Genomic DNA, 17040 nt, shown 5'->3' with positions numbered 1-17040 from the left:
TTCAATGTCGCAGGACAGGCAGGATTGGCATGACGGCACGCATCTTCAAGCCATCGAAGGGCGCGACGATGTCCGGCACCGCCCGCACCAAGCAGTGGATGCTGGTCTTCGATCACGACGGCTCGCGGCATGTGGAGCCGCTGATGGGCTGGACGAGCACGTCCGACACCAAGCAGCAGCTGCGCCTCGCCTTCGATTCGAAAGAGGAGGCGATCGCCTATTGCTCGCGCAACGGCATTCCCTTCCGGGTGGACGAGCCGCGCGAGGCGACCCGCAAGACGATCGCCTATGCGGACAACTTCAAGTACAACCGCACCATGCCCTGGACCCACTAGGGTCCGATGGCGCCCCGCACCGCCGTGCCCGGACGGAGCCTCGCCGGCCTGTTCGGGGCTGCGGTCATCGCATTCCTCGTCGCGGACGGTCCGGCCATGAGCCATTCGCCCCCCGGGTCCCGTCCCGCCGCCGCACCGGCAAGGCCTGGCGATGTCGCCATCCGCGAGGAGCTAGATGCCGCCCGGGCCGCGGGCACGGTGGCGGCCTATGAGCTCTTCATCGCCCGCCATCCGGGCCATGCGCTTGAGCGCACCGCGCGCGAGGAGCTGGAGCGGCTTCGCGCCGCCCGCCCCCGCTAGCCGGCTCGTTCAGCTCTCGACCGCCATCTCGACCTCGCGCGCCCGTCCCAGGCGCCGCATGGCCTCCGCGAAGCCCGGCTCCTGGCGCACCCGGCGGCCGTAATGGCGGCGCAGGGCCTCCGTGAGGCGTCCCTTGCGCCCGAGCATGTCGTCGGCGAAAGCGATCATCACGGAGTTTGGCCAGGCCTGAGGCCGGATCTCCGCAAGGTGCGCGAACAGGGCGTCCTCGCTCTCCTCGGGCTGGGCCTGCGCCATGAGCATGGTCATGGCGGCGGTCGAGCGGGAGATGCCCATGTGGCAATGAACGAGAAGATGGCCTTCGGTGCGCTCGTCGCGGCTGCGGGCGAGATCCTCGCCGAACTGGAGAACCGCCTCGACGTGGTCGCGCCGCGGCATCACCTGGCCCGGCAGCGGGTCGATGATGTCGTGGAAGCGCAGGAGCGTCCGGTGGTGCGGGTCATAGGCCGTGAAGGCCTCCGGGTCCGGCCAGTCGGGATCGATGATCGACAGGACGTGGGAGACCGCCCGGTCGCGATGGCCGGGCAGCTCCTCGATCCCGCAGATGGTGAGCATGTGGATGGAGACAGGGTGCATCATGGAGCGGGCTTTAACACGCGCCCGCCGGTCTCGCCATGGTCCGCGATGCCACCCCCGACCAGCCCCCGCGCATAGCCCCGGGACACCAGGCGCTCGGCCCGGCGCGTCCGCCGCTCCCATTCGGTGAGATCGGCCAGGGCGTCGGCGATGGCCGCCCGGAGCGCCTCCTCCGGATCCCCGCCGGACTCCTGGACGTAAGCGGCGGCGATCGCCTCGACAGGGGACAACGTCATGGATGTGGGCTCATGTTCGTGGTTTGTTCCGATCATGGGGCAGCTCAAGCGTGGCCGCAAGAGATCGCCGGTTGCATGGGGAGCGGCCGTTACGCCCACGTTTCCCCTTCGCACGGCTGTCGGGAGGGTTGGCGCCGCGCCGCCGAACAATCGGCGTCAGCTCGCGTTGCCCCCACTCGGAGGGTCCTTGCCGGACCCCTGCCAAAAGGAGGCGACATGATTCGCAAGACAGCCTTTGCAGCCACCCTTCTGTCCCTGGCCTTCGTGGGCAGCGCGTCGGCCCAGGTGCTGGTCGCCACGGATCCGATCACGGGTGCCGTGACGGGCACCAGCGCCGGCGCAGTTCAGGGCGCCGCGGTGGCGGGCCCGGTCGGGGCCGTGGTCGGCGCGCCGGTCGGCTTCGTCGCCGGCGCCGTCGCCGGAACCGCAGGTGCGATCGGCACGGTGGCGAGCGCTCTCGTCGGCGTCCCGGTCTACGGCACGACCTATGCCTATGCTCCGGCCCGTCCCGTCTATTACGCGCAGGCCGGCTATCCCGTGGCGACGAGCACGACCGTGATCCGCGAGCCCGTCGCGGCCCGCACCGTCTATGTCGCGCCTCGTCGCACGGCGGTGCGTACGGCTTACGTCGGCCCGCGCCGTGCCCATGCGCGCCGCGTCGTCTATCGCGACGGGCACTCCTATCGCCGCGTGAGCGTGCGCTCGCACCGGAGCGCCGGCTACCGAAACGCCGGTTACCGGTCGGGCGAGGCGCACGGCCGCATGGGCGGCTACTATCACGCCCGGAACTATTGAGGGCGCGAGTCCAAGCGGCCGGAGCGGGGACGCTCCGGCCGCGGCACCCCGGTCAGGCGGCCGATTCCAGCTCGGCGGCCTCCCGGCGGGTCACCCCCTTCTTCCGCCGCCAGTCGAGATAGCGCATCACCGGCGACACGGTCGCGCCGTGCAGCATGATCGAGACGAGGACGATGAAGGCCAGCGTGCTCCACAGGACGTCGGCGCCCGGAAACGCCCCCTTCTGGAGGGCGTAGGCCACGTAATAGACCGAGCCGATGCCGCGGATGCCGTAGAAGCTGATCACCGCCCGCTCGGTGGCCGGGCAGTTCGTCCCTGCAAGACCGATCCAGCCGGTCAGGGGCCGCACCACGAACAGCGCGAGCAGGCCGAAGGCGGCGCCGCTCCAGGTCAGCGCGCCAAGGAGGCCGCCGTCGGTGAGGGCGCCCCCGAACAGGACGAGCAGTGCCATCATCAGCAGGCGCTCCAGCTGCTCGGCGAAGTCGTGCAGCTTCTCATGGTAGGCGTGGGAGCGCTCGGCCGAGCGGAGCGCGAGCCCCGCCACGAAGACGGCGAGGAAGCCGTAGCCGTGCACCATCTCGGTCAGCCCGTAGGCGAGCGCCGTGATGCCGAGCGCCACGAACCCGTCACCGGTGCGCGACAGCTTGGCCCGGTTCGGGATCTTGAACAGGAGCCAGCCCAGCGCCCGTCCGATGGCGTACCCCGCCGCTACGCCCATGCCGAGCTTCCAGACGACGCTCACGCCGAACCACTTCGCGAGCCAGGGCTCGCCCGTCTGCGCCACCAGGGCGAGAGCGATGGCGGCGTGCACGAAGGGGAAGGCAAGGCCGTCGTTGAGCCCGGCTTCGGAGGTGAGCGCGAAGCGCGTCTCGTCCTCTTCCCCGGAATCGGGCGGGCCCACCTGGATGTCGCTCGCGAGCACCGGATCGGTCGGGGCGAGGGCGGCGGCGAGCAGGAGCGCCGTCGCGGCGCCAAGGCCGAGCAGCCAATAGGCGAGCGCCGCGAGGAGCGCGATGGTGAGCGGCATGGAGATGCCGAGCAGGCGCCACGTGACGCTCCAGCTCCGCCATCCCAGGATCCGGTCGATCTTCAGGCCCGCTCCCATCAGCGAGATGATGACGACGAACTCCGTCAAGCGTTCGACGACCGCAAGGTGATCCGCCGGGTGCGGCGTGGTGCCGGGCAGCCCGGGGATCGCGAACAGGGCGGCGCCAATGCCGACGCAGACGATGGGGAGGGAGAGCGGCGCTTCCTTGAGCACCATGGGAAGCCAGGCCGTGAGCAGCACGAGCGCGCCGAAGCCGGCCAGGACGACGATGTAGGGATCCATGCTCGACCCGGGATCGGCTTTGGGACGGGCGAAGCCGATCGGGACGCCGCCTCGGGGCAACGCTCAAGCCCACCCGTTGTTCAACGGCCGAGCCGGGCCGGGTTCCAGGTCGTCCACCGAGGCTGGGCGTCGCCGAACGGGAGGGCTCGCACGAGGGGCTCGAAACGCCTGTTTCGGCCGCATGCAGCCGGCCGGCAGGCCTCGGGAACTGACGTTGCGCGAGCCGAAACGTCGCTCCGGGAACGGCCGTTAAACCAGGATAATGACCCCTTGCGTCATCTTTGGGATGAGGCCCCGGTGTTCCTGGAGCCTGCCTTGCCCAGCCCCCCCGCGCCGCTCGCTCGTCGTCTCGTTCAGAAGCTCGAGAGCATCACCGACCTGACCGAGGCCGAGCGGCAGGCGCTCCTCGCGCTGCCGATGCGGGTGCAGGAGACGCGCGCGGACCAGGACATCGTGCGGGAGGGCGACCGGCCGTCCCATTGCTGCCTGCTGCTCGACGGGTTCGCCTGCCGCTACAAGTTCACGCAGACGGGGCGGCGGCAGATCTTCGCGTTCCATACGCCGGGCGATATCCCGGACATCCTCACGCTGCACCTGAAGACGATGGACCACAGCCTGGGGACCATCACGTCCTGCACCCTCGCCTTCATCGCGCACGATCACTTACGGGACCTCCTCAGGCGTCATCCCCGCCTCACCGACGTGTTCTGGCGTGACACGCTCATCGATGCGGCGATCTTCCGCGAGTGGATGCTCGGCATCGGGCGGCGCTCAGCGAAGACCCGCATCGCCCATCTCTTCTGCGAGATGGTCACCCGCCTGACGGCCGTGGACCTCGTCGACGGCAACCGCAGCCCGCTGCCGATCACCCAGACCGAGCTCGGCGACGCCCTCGGCCTCTCGACGGTCCACGTGAACCGTACCCTGCAGGAGCTGCGCGGCGACGCACTTCTCGAGTGGGAGGGCGGGGTCCTGACGGTTCTCGACTGGGCCGGGCTCAAGCAGGTCGGCGAGTTCGACCCGAGCTACCTGCATCTCGACCCGACCCACTTCGACCGCTGAGCGGGCGGCTGCGGGGCGGAACCAGGGTTGGCCGGTGGCGTTGAACGGCTCCCCGAGCCCGGACCCGCCATGCCCCCTCATCCAAAGGCCGTCATCTTCGACGTCGACGGCACCCTCATCGACACCGTCGACCTCCATGCCGAGGCATGGGTCGAGGCGCTTCGGCATTTCGGGGTCGAGGTGCCCTTCGAGGACATGCGCCTCCAGATCGGCAAGGGAGGCGACCAGCTCCTGCTGGGACTTCTGCCGCCCGACCGGATCGAGCGGGACGCCGAGCGGATCCAGCACTTCCGCACAGACCTCTTCGCCCGCGACTACATGCACAAAGCCGAGGCCTTCCCGGGCGTGCGCGAGCTCTTCGAGCACATCAGGGCGACCGGCCGGCGCGCGGTCCTCGCCTCCTCGGGCAAGGCGGACGAGGTGGAGCGCTACAAGGAGATCGCCGGGATCGCGGACCTCGTCGACGACGCGACCTCGTCCGACGACGCCGAACGCTCCAAGCCCTATCCGGACATCTTCCAGGCGGCGCTCGCACGGCTGCGGGACGTCGAGCCGGGGGAGGCCGTCGTGGTGGGCGACACGCCATACGACGCGGAGGCGGCCCGGAAGGCGGGCGTGAGATCGGTCGGCGTCCTGTGCGGCGGCTTCCCCGAGGAGGCGCTCCGCTCCGCAGGCTGCATCGCCGTCTATCGCGATCCCGCCGATCTCCTGCGCCGCTTCGATGAAACCCCGCTCGCCGGAATGCTGCCATGAGCCGAAAGCCGCCTGAAGCCGCTGGAGACCTGAGCCTGCGCACCATCGCCATGCCGCGCGACGCCAACCCGAGCGGCGACATGTTCGGGGGCTGGACCGTCTCCCAGATGGACCTTGCGGGCGCCACCTTCGCGGCGCAGGTCGCCGCCGGGCGGGTCGCGACGGTGTCGATCCAGGCCATGGAGTTCCTGCGCCCGGTGGCCGTGGGCGACGAGGTGTCCTGCTACTGCACCCTGGCCCACAAGGGCGCGACCTCCGTCACCGTCCACATCGAGACCTGGGCGCGCGAGCGGGCGGGCCTGACGGGCGAGAAGGTCACGGAGGGGACGTTCACCTTCGTGGCCATCGACGAGCACGGGAAACCGCGCGACCTGCCCCGCGACGACAGGCCGAACGCGGGCTGACGTCGTTCGCTGTTCGCGACACGGCATGATGAACGAAAGATGTCGAGGGCGATCACCCTACGGCAGGACGAGAGAACGGCATGGCGCCTACCTTGCGGCGCAAGTCGACGATCATCGTAACTTTGCCTCAACTTTGAATCATAAGCCAATCTCAATTGACGGGCCCTAGAGGTTGCTCTGCGACATCTGGAGAGCGTCACGATGCAGTGCGGCGAGGGGGCTTACAAACCGGAAGGCGGGTCGGATGCTCGGCCGGCGCTCGCGCGGCGCCGGGGCGTATGGGCGACGATCCTGCTGCTCGCCGGCTTCGTCGCGATCACGTCCTACCCGCCCGCCGAGGCCTCGCCGCCGGCGATCCAGGTGGCGGCGCCGGCCACCATGCGGGCCTTCACCGTCGATCCGGGCAGCGTCGCCGAGGCGGACGACATGAGCTGCTCCCGGATGCGCAAGCGCCTGTGGGTCGACGGCACGGGGTGGATCGTGCGCCGCGTCAGCATCTGCCGCTAGCCTCAGGCCATTAGCGGCGCGGCCGCGCTTCGTGCGCCGCCCTGATCCAGGAGCCTGTCGATCCGAAAGCGCGAGATGTCGTGATCGGTGCCGCCTTTCAGCGCCAGATCCGCCAGCACCTCGCCCATGGCGCTGGAGAACTTGAAGCCGTGGCCCGAGCAGGGCGAGGCGACCACGATGCGAGGGTCGCCGGGGTGCAGGTCGACGACGAAGTCCTCGTCCAGGGTGCGCGTGTAGATGCAGGGCTGCATGCGCCGCAACGGACCGTTCGCGGCCGGGATGAGGCGCTCGAGGCTGTCCCGGATCCGCGCCTCGTCGGCGGCGTCGCCCGGGCGCTGCGCGTACGCCGAGGTCAGGACCTCGCCCGCCATATGCGAGGCGGCCTTCACGCCCGTGCCCTTGAAATCCGGGAAGCCGTAGATCGCGTCCTGCTCGGACTCGACGATGAAGACGGGGAAGCGGGCCGACGCGAAGAGTTCCGGCTGCCGGGGCTCGAACCAGCCGAGCACCTGCCGCGTGAGCCGCAGATGAGGCGTCAGGCTCGGCATGAGGTCCGCCATCCAGGCGCCCGTCGCGACGACCACCGCGCCCGCCTCGACGATCGTGCCGTCGTCCAGGACGACCCGTACGCCGGCCCCGGTCGGCTCGATCCCGAGAACCCGGGTGTTCACCCGCAGATCCGCGCCTGCGGCGCGGGCACCGGCGCAGTGGAGCCGGATGGCGAGCTCCGGCCGCAGGAACCCACCGTCCGGCTGGAAGACGCCGGACCAGCCTTCGGGAAGCCGGAAGGCCGGGAAGCGGCGGCCGATCTCGCGGGCGTCCAGCACCTCGTGCGTGAGGTCGTGGATCTTCGATGCGCTGAGCGAGCCCTCGACCACGGCCGAACCCGGGTGGCCCGCCTCGAGGATCCCCGTGATCGTCATGACGGCCTCGCCGGACGCGCGCTCGAGATCCCGCCAGAGGGCGTAGGCGCGGCGCAGGAGGGGCACGTAGGACGGGTGCTCGAAGTAGGCCAGCCGGATGATGCGGCTCTCGCCGTGCGAGGAGCCCCGGTCGTGGCCGGGCTCGAACTGCTCGATGCCGACCACCCGCTTGCCGCGTCGGGCCAGGTGATAGGCCGCGGCGCTTCCCATGGCCCCAAGCCCGATCACGGCGACGTCGCAGATCACCATGGGATTCCCGCCTCGGCTTGCATCGAGGGACGAGCCTAATGCCCTCGCCCGGCGCTCCGCAAGGCTACCGAAACGGCCGTTTCCGCCCTTGCAATCCGGCCGTTGGCCCCCATATCAGCCCTATCCAGCGGATATTGGTGGACTTCGGCAGAGGCGGGCGTCACCGCCGGCTGCCGATGGGACCGTGGTTTGCGGACGGATGTACTCCGGCCCGGTCCGTTCCCGCGCTCGCCTGACGATGCGAGCGCCCGTCTGGAGCCTCATTGGCCCCCGCCCGTAGTGGCCGGTCCTGGAGGTGCGTTCGCACCCCGGCACCGTTCGCCCCGGAGCGGGGGCCATCTCCATTCTAGACCCCCGCCTGCGCCTCAACCACCGCCACCGCCGTGATGTTCACGATGCCCCGCGCCGTCACCGACGGCGTGAGCACGTGTGCGGGGCGCGCCGGGCCAATGAGGATCGGGCCCACGGGCAGCGCGTCGGCGAGCACCTTCGTGAGCTGGTAGGCGATGTTCGCGGCGTCGAGGTTCGGCATGATGAGGACGTTCGCCTCGCCCTTGAGGCGCGAGTGCGGGTACACGCGCTCTCGGATGATCTCGGAGAGCGCCGTGTCGGCCTGCATCTCGCCGTCGACCTCCAGCTTCGGCGCGCGCGCCCGGATCAGCTCCAGGGCGTCGCGCATCTTGCGGGCGGAGGACGTGTCTGCGGCGCCGAAATCGGCGTGGCTCACGAGCGCGATCCGCGGCGTCACGCCGAAGCGCACCACGTGGTCGGCGCAGGCGATCGTCATGTCGGCGATCTCCTGGGCGTTCGGGTCCGGCTGGACGTGGGTGTCGGCCAGGAAGTAGGCGCCCTTCGAGGTGATCATCAGGGAGAGCGCGGCGAACTGCTTGGCGCCGGGCGCGAAGCCGATGATGTCCTGGATGTGCTTGAGGCGGGAGTTGAACCGCCCCTCCAACCCGCAGATGAGGGCGTCCGCGTCCCCGCGCCGAACCGCGAGGGCGCCGATCACGGTCGAGTTGGTGCGCACCAGGGTGCGCGCCGCGTCGGGGGTGATGCCCCGGCGGCCCGCCACCTCGCAATAGGTCCCGACATAGTCGCGGTAGCGCGGATCGTCCTCGGGGTTCACGAGCTCGAAGTCGGTTCCCGGCTGCATGAACAGCCCGAAGCGCTTGAGGCGCGCCTCCACCACGGCGGGACGGCCGATGAGGATCGGTCGGGCGATGCCCTCTTCCACCACCACCTGCACGGCCCGCAGGACCCGCTCGTCCTCGCCCTCGGCGTAGATGACCCGCTTCGGGTTCTCCTTCGCCTTGGCGAAGAGCGGCTTCATCATGAAGCCGGAGCGGAACACGAAGCGCGTGAGCGACTCGGCGTAGGCCTCCAGGTCGGCGAGCGGCCGGGTCGCCACGCCCGTGTCCATCGCCGCCTTCGCGACGGCGGGTGCGATGCGCAGGATCAGGCGCGGATCGAAGGGGCTCGGGATGAGCGACGTGCGCCCGAAGGGCCGCGCCTCACCGCCATAAGCGCGCGCCACTACCTCGGACGGCGTCTCGCGGGCGAGCGCCGCGATCGCCTTGACGGCAGCCGCTTTCATCTCCTCGTTGATGGAGGTGGCACCGACGTCGAGCGCGCCACGGAAGATGTAGGGGAAGCAGAGGACGTTGTTGACCTGGTTGGGATAATCCGACCGCCCGGTGCAGATCATGGCGTCCGGGCGCACCCGCTCGGCCTCCTCGGGCATGATCTCCGGGTTTGGGTTGGCGAGCGCCAGGACTAGGGGCCGGGGGGCCATGCGCTCCAGGAGGTTGGGCTTCAGGACGCCGGCCGCCGAGAGGCCGAGGAACACGTCGGCGTCGGGGATGATGTCGGCGAGCGTGCGGGCGTCGGTCGCTTGCGCATAGACCGACTTCCAGCGGTCCATGAGCTTCTCGCGGCCCTCGTAGACCACGCCCTCCAGGTCCGTGACCCAGATGTTCTCGCGCCGGGCGCCGAGCGAGACGAGGAGGTTGAGGCAGGCCAGCGCCGCGGCGCCCGCGCCCGAGGTCACGATCTTCACCTCGGGCAGGCGCTTGCCCGCGAGCTCCAGGGCGTTGAGCACCGCGGAGGCGACGATGATGGCGGTGCCGTGCTGGTCGTCGTGGAAGACGGGGATGTTCATCCGCGCCCGCAGCTGCTCCTCGACCTCGAAGCACTCGGGCGCTTTGATGTCCTCCAGGTTGATGCCGCCAAAGGTCGGCTCCAGGGCCGCCACTACGTCGACGAGCTTCTCGACGTTCTTCTGGTCGACCTCGATGTCGAACACGTCGATCCCGGCGAACTTCTTGAAGAGGACGGCCTTGCCTTCCATGACGGGCTTCGAGGCGAGGGGGCCGATGTCGCCGAGGCCCAGCACCGCCGTGCCGTTGGTGACGACGGCCACGAGGTTCTGGCGGATCGTGAGATCGGCCGCCTCGGCGGGATTGGCCTTGATCGCCTCACAGGCGGCGGCGACGCCGGGGGAGTAGGCGAGCGCCAGGTCGCGCTGGTTGCCGAGCGGCTTCGTCGGCTGGATCTCGAGCTTACCCGGCCGGGGGAGGCGGTGATAGACGAGCGCGCCGGACTTCAGATCCTGCGAGACGTTTCCGTTCGAGCTGCCGCTCATGATGCGTACCTTCCCCGACTGACCTGCGGCGCTTGTGGTCCCGGCTCCAGAGCGCGTCAACCCGGACGATTGCGCATGAATGTCGCCCCCCGCCTCACGTTCCGCGGGACGGGACGGGCGCCGCCGCGCGAAGCCGGTTCGCGAGAGGCTTCACGATCTGCGGCATGAGGTAGATGGGGAACTGGGCGAGCGCGAAGTAGAGGAACGTGGTGTCGGGCGTGGCGGCGCCCAGCGCCGCGATGAGGAGGCCCATGTTGCGTTGGCCCGTGGCGTAGCCGAGCACGAAGCGGTCGGAGCGGGGGAGGGGACGCAGGACGAGCTCGGCGCTCAGGAACCCCATGAACGACATCGCGAAGGCCACGCCGAGGAAGCCCGCCACGCGCCCGGGCGTCGCGATCATGGCCGCGAGCACGCCGTCCATCGCGGCGATGGCGAAGAGGAAGTACATCACGACGCCCAGGCCGTCGAAGCTCGCCTTGTTGGCGCGGATACGCGCCTCGCCGAGCCACCAGCGCAGGGCCATGGCGGCCGCGAGCGCGCCGCCGATGAAGATCACGAGACGGCGGATGAGCACGGCGAGATCGAGCGGCACCGCCCCGCCGGCCACGAACTCCGCCACCACCGGCGAGACCACGGGTGCCGCGAGCGTGGTGACGAGAACCGCCGTGATGAGAAGGGTGGGCTGCAGGCCGAGCATGAGCGCCACCGCGCCTGCCGACATGATCGGCGGCGCCGCCGCCATGATGGCAAGGCCGAGGAGGAGCCCCGGATCCATGCTGCCACGCCCGACCACGGCGACCACCGCGAGCACCAGGGCCACGGGAGCGGCAACGAGCCAGAGACAGGCGAGGCCCAAGGGCGCGGGCCGGCGGATCAGTTCTTTCAGCGCTGCGGAGTCGACCCGCGCGAAGGTGATCATCGTGAAGACGAAGATCGTGATCGGCAGGAGCGGACGCGCGGCCGCCGCGAATTGCGGCAGGGCGAGCCCCAGGAAGATGCTGACCGCGAAGCCCTGGGTGCCATAGCGGCCGATGAGCGAGAGAAAGGTCGTGAGCGGGGTCATGGGGCTTCCGGCAGGGGCGTGCTCGGCGCGGCGCGCAGGACAGGGGTGCGTCGAAGATGTTGCTGCGGTGCCCCCGCACCCTCACTATCTGAGGGAGGATATCAAGAACAAAGGACGGGGCGCATGAAGGCGGACGTGGCGGTGCTGGGGGCGGGGATCGTCGGCGTCTCGGTCGCGCTTCATCTCCAGGCCAGGGGCCGCTCGGTGGTGCTGTTCGACCGCCGCGGCGCGGGCGAGGAGACGAGCTACGGCAATGCCGGCCTCATCGAGCGGGCGAGCGTGACCCCTTACGCGTTCCCGCGCGAGCTCTCCTCCATGATCCGCTACAGCCTCAATCGCTCGGCCGAGGCGCATTACCACGTCTCGTTCCTGCCCAAAGTGGCGCCGTGGCTGGCGCAATATTGGTGGCACTCGTCCCCGAGCCGCCTCGCCCTCGCCTCCAAGGCCATGCTCCCCCTCATCGAGCGTTCCGTGGTGGAGCACGAGGCGCTCATGGCGGAGGCGGGCATCGAGCCCCTCCTGCGCAAGACCGGCTGGATCAAGGCGTTCCGCAGCGAGCGCCATTTCGCGCACGGCGTCGAGGAGGCCCGCAAGCTCGATTCCTACGGCATCCGCTTCGACGTCCTCGACCAAGGCGCGCTCCTCGCGCGCGAGCCGCACCTGAAGGACGTGATCATCGGCGGCATCCATTGGCTCGACCCCGCCACCGTTCCCGATCCCGGCGCGGTGGCGAAGGGCTATGCCGAGCTGTTCGTGAAGCGGGGAGGGCGCTTCGTCCACGGCGACGCGCGCACCCTCTCCCAGGACGGCGGCGCCTGGACGCTCAAGGGCGAGGACGGCCCGCTCGAGGTGCGGGAGACCGTCCTGGCCCTCGGGCCCTGGGCCGACGACGTGTTCCGCCCCCTGGGCTACCGCATCCCCCTCGCGGTCAAGCGCGGCTACCACATGCACTACCGGGCGGCGGGCAACGCCGTGCTCAACCATCCGGTCCTCGACACGGATGGCGGCTTCGTGCTCGCGCCCATGTCGCGCGGCATCCGCCTCACCACCGGCGCCGAGTTCGCCGACCGCGACGCACCACCCACGCCCGTCCAGATCGAGCGCACCGAGCCTGCCGCGCGCGAAATCTTTCCTCTGGGCGCGCGTGTCGACCCGGAGCCCTGGATGGGCCGGCGGCCCTGCCTGCCCGACATGCGCCCCGTGATCGGCCCCGCCGCCCGCCATCCGGGCCTCTGGTTCGCCTTCGGCCACAACCACCACGGCTTCACGCTGGGCCCCGTGACGGGCCGGCTGCTCGCCGAGATGATGACGGGCGAGCGGCCCTTCACGGACCCGAAGCCCTACCGGGCGGACCGGTTCTGATCAAATCATCCGCGCGATGATCGGCGCCAGGATCGCTGTCACGAGGCCATTGAGCCCCATGGCGAGCGCGGCGAAGACGCCGGCCACAGGGTTCACCTGGAGGGCCCGCGCGGTGCCGATGCCGTGCGCGGCCAGCCCCACCGCGAAACCGCGGGCGCGCCAGTCTCGAATCCTGAGCAGGTTCATCAGCGGCGTCACAAGGACGGCGCCGGTGATTCCCGTGGCGATCACCAGCACCGCCGTGAGCTCCGGCAGGCCGCCGATCTCGCGGGCGACGCCCATGGCGATGGGCGCCGTCACGGATTTCGGCGCCACCGACGCGATGAGCGTGGCGCTGCCGCCGAATGCCTTCGCGATCACCACCGCGCTCAGCACGCCCGTGGTCGACCCCACCATCAGGGCGGCGAGCAGGGGCACGAGGTTGCGCCGGATCTCGGCCCGGTATCGCACGATGGGGATGGCGAGCGCCACGGTGGCCGGCCCGAGCAGCACGTGGATGAACTGCGCGCCCGCGAAATACGTGGCGTAGTCGGTGCCGGTGCCGAGGAGCACGGTTCCCACGAGGGCGATCGTGATCAGGACGGGGTTCGCCACCGGATGCCGGCCCGTGCGGGCGGACGCCGCGTCGGCCGCCACGTATGCGCCGAGCGTCAGCCCGAGCCAGAAGAGGGGCGAGGTGGAGAGATAGACCCAGAACGAGGCGGCCGGTGCACCGCTCACGGCTCGTCGCTCCCCCGCGGCGCGTCCTCGTCTCGCGCGAGCCAAGCGAAGGTGAGCGCCGTGGCGAGCAGGGTGAGGAGGGTCGACAGCAGGAGGACCGCGACGATGGGCAGGGCCTCGCGTCGGATCAGGCCGAGATGTTGGAGCACGCCCACGCCCGCCGGCACGAACAGAAGCGACAGATGCCGCAGGATCGTGTCGGCCGTCGCCTCAACCTCGGAGAAGAGGCGCGGGACCATTCCCGCCGCGAGCGCCAGGAGGGCAAGGCCGATCACCGGCCCTGGGATGGGGATGCCGCCAAGCCGCGCGAGCGCCTCGCCGATGAATTGGAGCAGGATAAGGAGGACGAGAGGGCGCAGCACGCTGGGGCTCCGGAGGGGCATCGGCCCGGTGCCCCACTGTGCGTGCAAAGGGATGGAGAACGCCAGGGGCTCTCGACCTCCCCTCTCCTATGGGGAGAGGGGCCGGGGGTGAGGGGGCACCACGCTGATCCAGTTATCTCCCTCTCATGCTGAGGAGCGCTCGAAGAGCGCGTCTCGAAGCACGCACCACGCCTGCCACAGCTTTCGGGAGACCTCTGGAGCGCCCTTCGAGGCCCGCCTCGGCGGGCACCTCAGGACGAGGGGGAAGTGTGGGATCACTGGGGTTGGAAACAGCTGGTTTTCTGTCCAACCCCTCGCGCCCGGCCCCTCTCCCCATGGGAGGGGGGAGCGCGCGTTACGCCGGCATCTGCGGCGTGAGCAGCCGGTCGGTCGGGAAATCGTAGATCTTGCCCGTCTCGGTCCAGGCGGGCGACGCGAGGCGCACGATGTGGAGAGCGAGGTCCTCGGGCGTGCGCAGGGTCGTGGGATCCTCGCCCGGCATGGCGGCGCGGCGCATGTTGGTGCGCAAGGGCCCGGGATTGAGGAGCATGGCCCGGATCGGCGTGTTGAGCGTCTCGTTGGCGTAGGTGCGCACGAGGGCTTCGAGCGCCGCTTTGGAGACGGAGTAAGGGCCCCAATAGGCGGTGCATTTGTGGGCCGCGCCGGAGGTGACGAAGATCGCCCGGCCGGCGTCCGAGGCGCGCAGCAGCGGGTCGAGGGAGCGGATCAGGCGCCAGTTGGCGGTGACGTTCACGGCCATCACGGCGTCCCAGACCGGCTGGTCCACATGGGTCACCGGCGCGATCTCGCCGAGGAGGCCCGCATTGCCGAGGAGGATGTCGAGCCGGCCCCAGCGCTCGTGGATCGCGGCGCCGAGGCGGTCGAGGGCGTCGAAATCCTTGAGGTCCACGGGCACGAGCGTCGCGGCGCCGCCGGCGCGGCGGATCTCGTCATCGAGCTCCTCCAGCGCCCCTTGGGTGCGGGCGAGCGCGATGACATGGGCGCCCTGGCCTGCGAGCGCGAGGGCGGCGGCGCGGCCGATGCCGCGCGACGCGCCCGTGACGACGGCGATCCGGTTGGCGAGGGGCTTGTCGGTCATGGGGTCAGTCGGCCTCGGCGAGGAGCGCGAGCTTGCGCGGGGTCGCCACGGTTAGATCGGTGAGCGCGGTCGGGTAGTCGCCCGTGAAGCAGTGATCCGTGAATTGCGGCCGCGCCGGGTTGCGCCGCTCGCACCCTAAGCCCCGGTAGAGGCCTTCCACGGAGAGGAAGGCGAGCGAGTCCGCGCCGATATAAGCTCGCATGCCCTCCAGGTCATGCGTCGCGGCGAGGAGCTTTTCCCTCTCCGGCGTGTCGATGCCGTAGAAGTCCGGGTGGGTGATCGGCGGGCTCGCGATGCGGAAGTGCACCTCGCGGGCGCCGGCCTCGCGCATCATGCGCACGATCTTCACCGAGGTGGTGCCGCGCACGAGGCTGTCGTCCACGAGGACGATGCGCTTGCCCTCCACGACGGCGCGGTTTGCCGAGTGCTTCAGCCGCACGCCGAGCTCGCGCACGGACTGGGTCGGCTGGATGAAGGTGCGGCCGACATAATGGTTGCGGATGATGCCGAGCTCGTAGGGCACGCCGCAGGCCTGCGCGAAGCCGATCGCCGCCGGGACGCCGGAGTCCGGCACCGGCACGATCACGTCGGCGTCGGCCGGCGCCTCGCGGGCGAGCTCCGCGCCGAAAGCCTTGCGGGCGGCATAGACGCTGCGCCCGTTCACCACCGAGTCGGGCCGGGCGAAGTAGATGTACTCGAAGACGCAGGGGCGCTCGGCCTGGGGCGGGGCGAAGCGCAGGGATTCGATGCCGGCATCGGTGATCACCACCACCTCGCCGTTCTCCACGTCGCGCACGAAGCGGGCGCCGATGATGTCGAGGGCGCAGGTTTCGGAGGCCAGGATGTAACGGCCGTCGAGCTCGCCGATGACGAGGGGGCGGATGCCGTGCGGATCGCGGGCGCCGATGAGCTTCTTGTTGGTGAGCGCCACGAGGGCATAGGCGCCCTCGATCCGGCGGATCGCGTCGACGAAGCGCTCGACGACGCCGCCCTTGCGCGAGCGCGCCACGAGGTGGACGATCACCTCCGTGTCGGTGGTCGACTGGCAGATGGCGCCGTCGCGGATGAGGTCGCGGCGCAGGGTCAGCCCGTTGGTGAGGTTGCCGTTATGGGCGACCGCGAAGCCGCCCACGTCGAGCTCGGCGAAGAGCGGCTGCACGTTGCGCAAAACCGTCTCGCCCGTCGTGGAATAGCGCACGTGGCCCACGGCGGAGGTGCCCTCCAGCCGCTCGATGGTGCCCCGGTCGGAGAACGAATCGCCCACGAGGCCCAGCTTGCGCTCCGAATGGAAGCGGCTGCCGTCGAAGCTCACGATGCCGGCCGCCTCCTGCCCGCGATGCTGGAGCGCGTGCAGGCCGAGCGCCGTGATCGCGGCGGCGTCAGGATGGCCGAAGATGCCGAACACGCCGCATTCCTCGCGGAGCGTGTCGCCGTCCAGGTCGAGCTCGAGGTCGGACCAGGTGTCGCTGCGGTTGCTCATGGCTCATCCCTGCGCAGCCGGAGGGGGCGCGCCTTGGCTCAGGTAATCCCGCGGCGCGGGGGTGCCAATCGGGCCTTCTCCTTACCTTGCGGCGGGGGCGGCCGCAGGAGCCGTGGCGCGGGGTGCGTCGGTGCGTCGCTGCGGAGCGGGCGCGGTCCTCGGCTCCTCGGCCGGCGGCTCCGCCGGGTCGCCCTCGTTGCGAGGCTTGCGGAACTGGCGCAGCAGCCCTTCGGGATCGTCGGGCAGCATGGCGATGAGGGAGTTGCCGGAGTTCTCCAGCACGGGCCGGGTGCGGGCCGCGGAGGCCCATTCGGGCATCTTGCCCTGAACGAGCCAGGCCAGGAACACCCAGCCGATGACGCAGATCAGGAAGCCGCGCGCCGCGCCGAAGCCGAAGCCCAGCGTCCGGTCGAGCGCGCCGATGCGGGAATCGAGGATGAGGTCGGAGATCTTCACCGTGATGATCGAGACGACGATCAGGGTGAGGATGAAGATGCCGCCGATCGCCGCCGCGAGCGCCACGGTCTTGCTGCCCACATATTGCTGCGCCAGGGGCAGGGCCGCCGGGTGCAGGAACCAGGCCGCCGCGGCCGCGGTGCCCCAGGCGGCGATCGCGAGGACCTCGCGGGTGAAGCCCCGCACCGCTGCTAGCAAGGCGGAGACGAGCACGACGCCGAGAACGGCAAGATCGAGAACCGAGACGGGCATGGAGGACCGGCGAGAGGTGGCGAACCCAGCGGCAGGACCGCCGCAGCCCGCGACGTATACCTTGCCCCGCGCCCCCCGTCACCCGTCTCGGCGTCGTATGCGCGGGGTGGCGCTTGC

Annotated in this window: 19 protein-coding genes; 8 read left to right on the top strand and 11 right to left on the bottom strand. The window is 70.3% G+C overall.

Annotated features, from left to right (window positions below; translation table 11 throughout):
- Positions 1-29 precede the first annotated feature (29 nt).
- Positions 30-335, top strand: coding sequence for an ETC complex I subunit (locus F0L46_RS08935; RefSeq protein WP_149816777.1), 306 nt, complete (start codon positions 30-32; stop codon positions 333-335).
- A 6-nt stretch (positions 336-341) separates the two neighbouring features.
- Entirely contained in the window at positions 342-635 is a 294-nt protein-coding gene (locus F0L46_RS08930; protein WP_240539922.1) for a hypothetical protein, read from the top strand.
- A 9-nt stretch (positions 636-644) separates the two neighbouring features.
- On the opposite strand, the gene F0L46_RS08925 is transcribed toward F0L46_RS08930, so the two are convergent.
- Together F0L46_RS08925 and F0L46_RS08920 are read right to left on the bottom strand one after the other, a co-directional pair.
- Positions 645-1229: a tyrosine phosphatase family protein gene (locus F0L46_RS08925; protein WP_149816819.1), complete on the bottom strand. Its 585-nt coding sequence runs from the start codon at positions 1227-1229 to the stop codon at positions 645-647.
- Positions 1229-1465 carry a hypothetical protein gene (locus F0L46_RS08920; RefSeq protein WP_306461770.1) on the bottom strand — a complete coding sequence of 79 codons (237 nt, stop codon included), beginning with the start codon at positions 1463-1465 and terminating at the stop codon, positions 1229-1231. The genes F0L46_RS08925 and F0L46_RS08920 overlap by 1 nt, the downstream gene beginning before the upstream one ends.
- Positions 1466-1681: 216 nt before the next feature.
- Between F0L46_RS08920 and F0L46_RS08915 the strand changes: the two genes are divergently transcribed.
- Positions 1682-2260 (top strand): hypothetical protein, encoded by a 579-nt coding sequence (locus tag F0L46_RS08915; RefSeq protein ID WP_149816775.1) that lies wholly within the window; start codon positions 1682-1684, stop codon positions 2258-2260.
- A gap of 52 nt (positions 2261-2312) precedes the next feature.
- Here F0L46_RS08915 and F0L46_RS08910 read toward each other — a convergent pair whose 3' ends face one another.
- Positions 2313-3590 carry a cation:proton antiporter gene (locus F0L46_RS08910; RefSeq protein WP_149816773.1) on the bottom strand — a complete coding sequence of 426 codons (1278 nt, stop codon included), beginning with the start codon at positions 3588-3590 and terminating at the stop codon, positions 2313-2315.
- A 315-nt stretch (positions 3591-3905) separates the two neighbouring features.
- On the opposite strand from F0L46_RS08910, the gene F0L46_RS08905 reads away from it, so the two are divergent.
- From F0L46_RS08905 to F0L46_RS08890, 4 genes are all read left to right on the top strand, one after another.
- Entirely contained in the window at positions 3906-4652 is a 747-nt protein-coding gene (locus tag F0L46_RS08905; RefSeq protein ID WP_240539921.1) for a Crp/Fnr family transcriptional regulator, read from the top strand.
- A gap of 69 nt (positions 4653-4721) precedes the next feature.
- Positions 4722-5405, top strand: coding sequence for an HAD family hydrolase (locus F0L46_RS08900; RefSeq protein WP_149816772.1), 684 nt, complete (start codon positions 4722-4724; stop codon positions 5403-5405).
- On the top strand, positions 5402-5809 hold the full coding sequence (locus F0L46_RS08895) for an acyl-CoA thioesterase (RefSeq protein ID WP_210247626.1): 408 nt from the start codon (positions 5402-5404) through the stop codon (positions 5807-5809). Before F0L46_RS08900 ends, F0L46_RS08895 begins: the two co-directional genes overlap by 4 nt.
- Before the next feature lie 201 nt (positions 5810-6010).
- Positions 6011-6316, top strand: coding sequence for a hypothetical protein (locus F0L46_RS08890; protein ID WP_149816770.1), 306 nt, complete (start codon positions 6011-6013; stop codon positions 6314-6316).
- A 2-nt stretch (positions 6317-6318) separates the two neighbouring features.
- Here F0L46_RS08890 and solA read toward each other — a convergent pair whose 3' ends face one another.
- The 3 genes from solA to F0L46_RS08875 form a co-directional block, all read right to left on the bottom strand.
- Positions 6319-7488, bottom strand: coding sequence for an N-methyl-L-tryptophan oxidase (solA, locus tag F0L46_RS08885; protein WP_149816769.1), 1170 nt, complete (start codon positions 7486-7488; stop codon positions 6319-6321).
- A 346-nt stretch (positions 7489-7834) separates the two neighbouring features.
- Positions 7835-10129, bottom strand: coding sequence for an NADP-dependent malic enzyme (locus F0L46_RS08880; RefSeq protein ID WP_149816767.1), 2295 nt, complete (start codon positions 10127-10129; stop codon positions 7835-7837).
- A gap of 94 nt (positions 10130-10223) precedes the next feature.
- The gene (locus F0L46_RS08875) at positions 10224-11192 is read right to left on the bottom strand and encodes a hypothetical protein (RefSeq protein WP_149816766.1); all 969 of its coding nucleotides are present in this window, start codon (positions 11190-11192) and stop codon (positions 10224-10226) included.
- Positions 11193-11315: 123 nt separating this feature from the next.
- Between F0L46_RS08875 and F0L46_RS08870 the strand changes: the two genes are divergently transcribed.
- Positions 11316-12554 (top strand): NAD(P)/FAD-dependent oxidoreductase, encoded by a 1239-nt coding sequence (locus F0L46_RS08870; RefSeq protein ID WP_149816764.1) that lies wholly within the window; start codon positions 11316-11318, stop codon positions 12552-12554.
- Here the strand turns inward: F0L46_RS08870 and F0L46_RS08865 are convergent, their stop codons facing one another.
- From F0L46_RS08865 to F0L46_RS08845, 5 genes are all read right to left on the bottom strand, one after another.
- Positions 12555-13274, bottom strand: a complete 720-nt coding sequence (locus tag F0L46_RS08865) for an LrgB family protein (RefSeq protein ID WP_149816763.1) — start codon at positions 13272-13274, stop codon at positions 12555-12557.
- Positions 13271-13636, bottom strand: coding sequence for a CidA/LrgA family protein (locus F0L46_RS08860; RefSeq protein ID WP_149816762.1), 366 nt, complete (start codon positions 13634-13636; stop codon positions 13271-13273). The genes F0L46_RS08865 and F0L46_RS08860 overlap by 4 nt, the downstream gene beginning before the upstream one ends.
- 355 nt (positions 13637-13991) lie before the next feature.
- A complete protein-coding gene (locus F0L46_RS08855; RefSeq protein WP_149816761.1) occupies positions 13992-14735 on the bottom strand; it encodes an SDR family NAD(P)-dependent oxidoreductase in 744 nt (247 codons plus the stop codon).
- A 4-nt stretch (positions 14736-14739) separates the two neighbouring features.
- Positions 14740-16215 carry an amidophosphoribosyltransferase gene (gene purF / locus F0L46_RS08850; RefSeq protein WP_149816760.1) on the bottom strand — a complete coding sequence of 492 codons (1476 nt, stop codon included), beginning with the start codon at positions 16213-16215 and terminating at the stop codon, positions 14740-14742.
- An 81-nt stretch (positions 16216-16296) separates the two neighbouring features.
- Positions 16297-16923: a CvpA family protein gene (locus F0L46_RS08845; RefSeq protein ID WP_149816758.1), complete on the bottom strand. Its 627-nt coding sequence runs from the start codon at positions 16921-16923 to the stop codon at positions 16297-16299.
- Positions 16924-17040: the final 117 nt, after the last annotated feature.

The organism is Salinarimonas soli, assembly GCF_008386575.1.
In the GTDB taxonomy this organism is placed as follows: Bacteria; Pseudomonadota; Alphaproteobacteria; order Rhizobiales; family Beijerinckiaceae; genus Salinarimonas_A; species Salinarimonas_A soli.
The sequence above is the reverse complement of the archived record's forward strand: the minus strand, read 5'-3'. Positions and strand labels throughout refer to the sequence as shown.

Bases quoted from the DNA above. Each gene is read 5' to 3' on its own strand.
- F0L46_RS08935 (WP_149816777.1), top strand. From the start codon at position 30: ATGACGGCACGCATCTTCAAGCCATCGAAGGGCGCGACGATGTCCGGC.
- F0L46_RS08930 (WP_240539922.1), top strand. From the start codon at position 342: ATGGCGCCCCGCACCGCCGTGCCCGGACGGAGCCTCGCCGGCCTGTTC.
- F0L46_RS08925 (WP_149816819.1), bottom strand. From the start codon at position 1,229: ATGCACCCTGTCTCCATCCACATGCTCACCATCTGCGGGATCGAGGAG.
- F0L46_RS08920 (WP_306461770.1), bottom strand. From the start codon at position 1,465: ATGACGTTGTCCCCTGTCGAGGCGATCGCCGCCGCTTACGTCCAGGAG.
- F0L46_RS08915 (WP_149816775.1), top strand. From the start codon at position 1,682: ATGATTCGCAAGACAGCCTTTGCAGCCACCCTTCTGTCCCTGGCCTTC.
- F0L46_RS08910 (WP_149816773.1), bottom strand. From the start codon at position 3,590: ATGGATCCCTACATCGTCGTCCTGGCCGGCTTCGGCGCGCTCGTGCTG.
- F0L46_RS08900 (WP_149816772.1), top strand. From the start codon at position 4,722: ATGCCCCCTCATCCAAAGGCCGTCATCTTCGACGTCGACGGCACCCTC.
- F0L46_RS08895 (WP_210247626.1), top strand. From the start codon at position 5,402: ATGAGCCGAAAGCCGCCTGAAGCCGCTGGAGACCTGAGCCTGCGCACC.
- F0L46_RS08890 (WP_149816770.1), top strand. From the start codon at position 6,011: ATGCAGTGCGGCGAGGGGGCTTACAAACCGGAAGGCGGGTCGGATGCT.
- solA (WP_149816769.1), bottom strand. From the start codon at position 7,488: ATGGTGATCTGCGACGTCGCCGTGATCGGGCTTGGGGCCATGGGAAGC.
- F0L46_RS08880 (WP_149816767.1), bottom strand. From the start codon at position 10,129: ATGAGCGGCAGCTCGAACGGAAACGTCTCGCAGGATCTGAAGTCCGGC.
- F0L46_RS08875 (WP_149816766.1), bottom strand. From the start codon at position 11,192: ATGACCCCGCTCACGACCTTTCTCTCGCTCATCGGCCGCTATGGCACC.
- F0L46_RS08870 (WP_149816764.1), top strand. From the start codon at position 11,316: ATGAAGGCGGACGTGGCGGTGCTGGGGGCGGGGATCGTCGGCGTCTCG.
- F0L46_RS08855 (WP_149816761.1), bottom strand. From the start codon at position 14,735: ATGACCGACAAGCCCCTCGCCAACCGGATCGCCGTCGTCACGGGCGCG.
- purF (WP_149816760.1), bottom strand. From the start codon at position 16,215: ATGAGCAACCGCAGCGACACCTGGTCCGACCTCGAGCTCGACCTGGAC.
- F0L46_RS08845 (WP_149816758.1), bottom strand. From the start codon at position 16,923: ATGCCCGTCTCGGTTCTCGATCTTGCCGTTCTCGGCGTCGTGCTCGTC.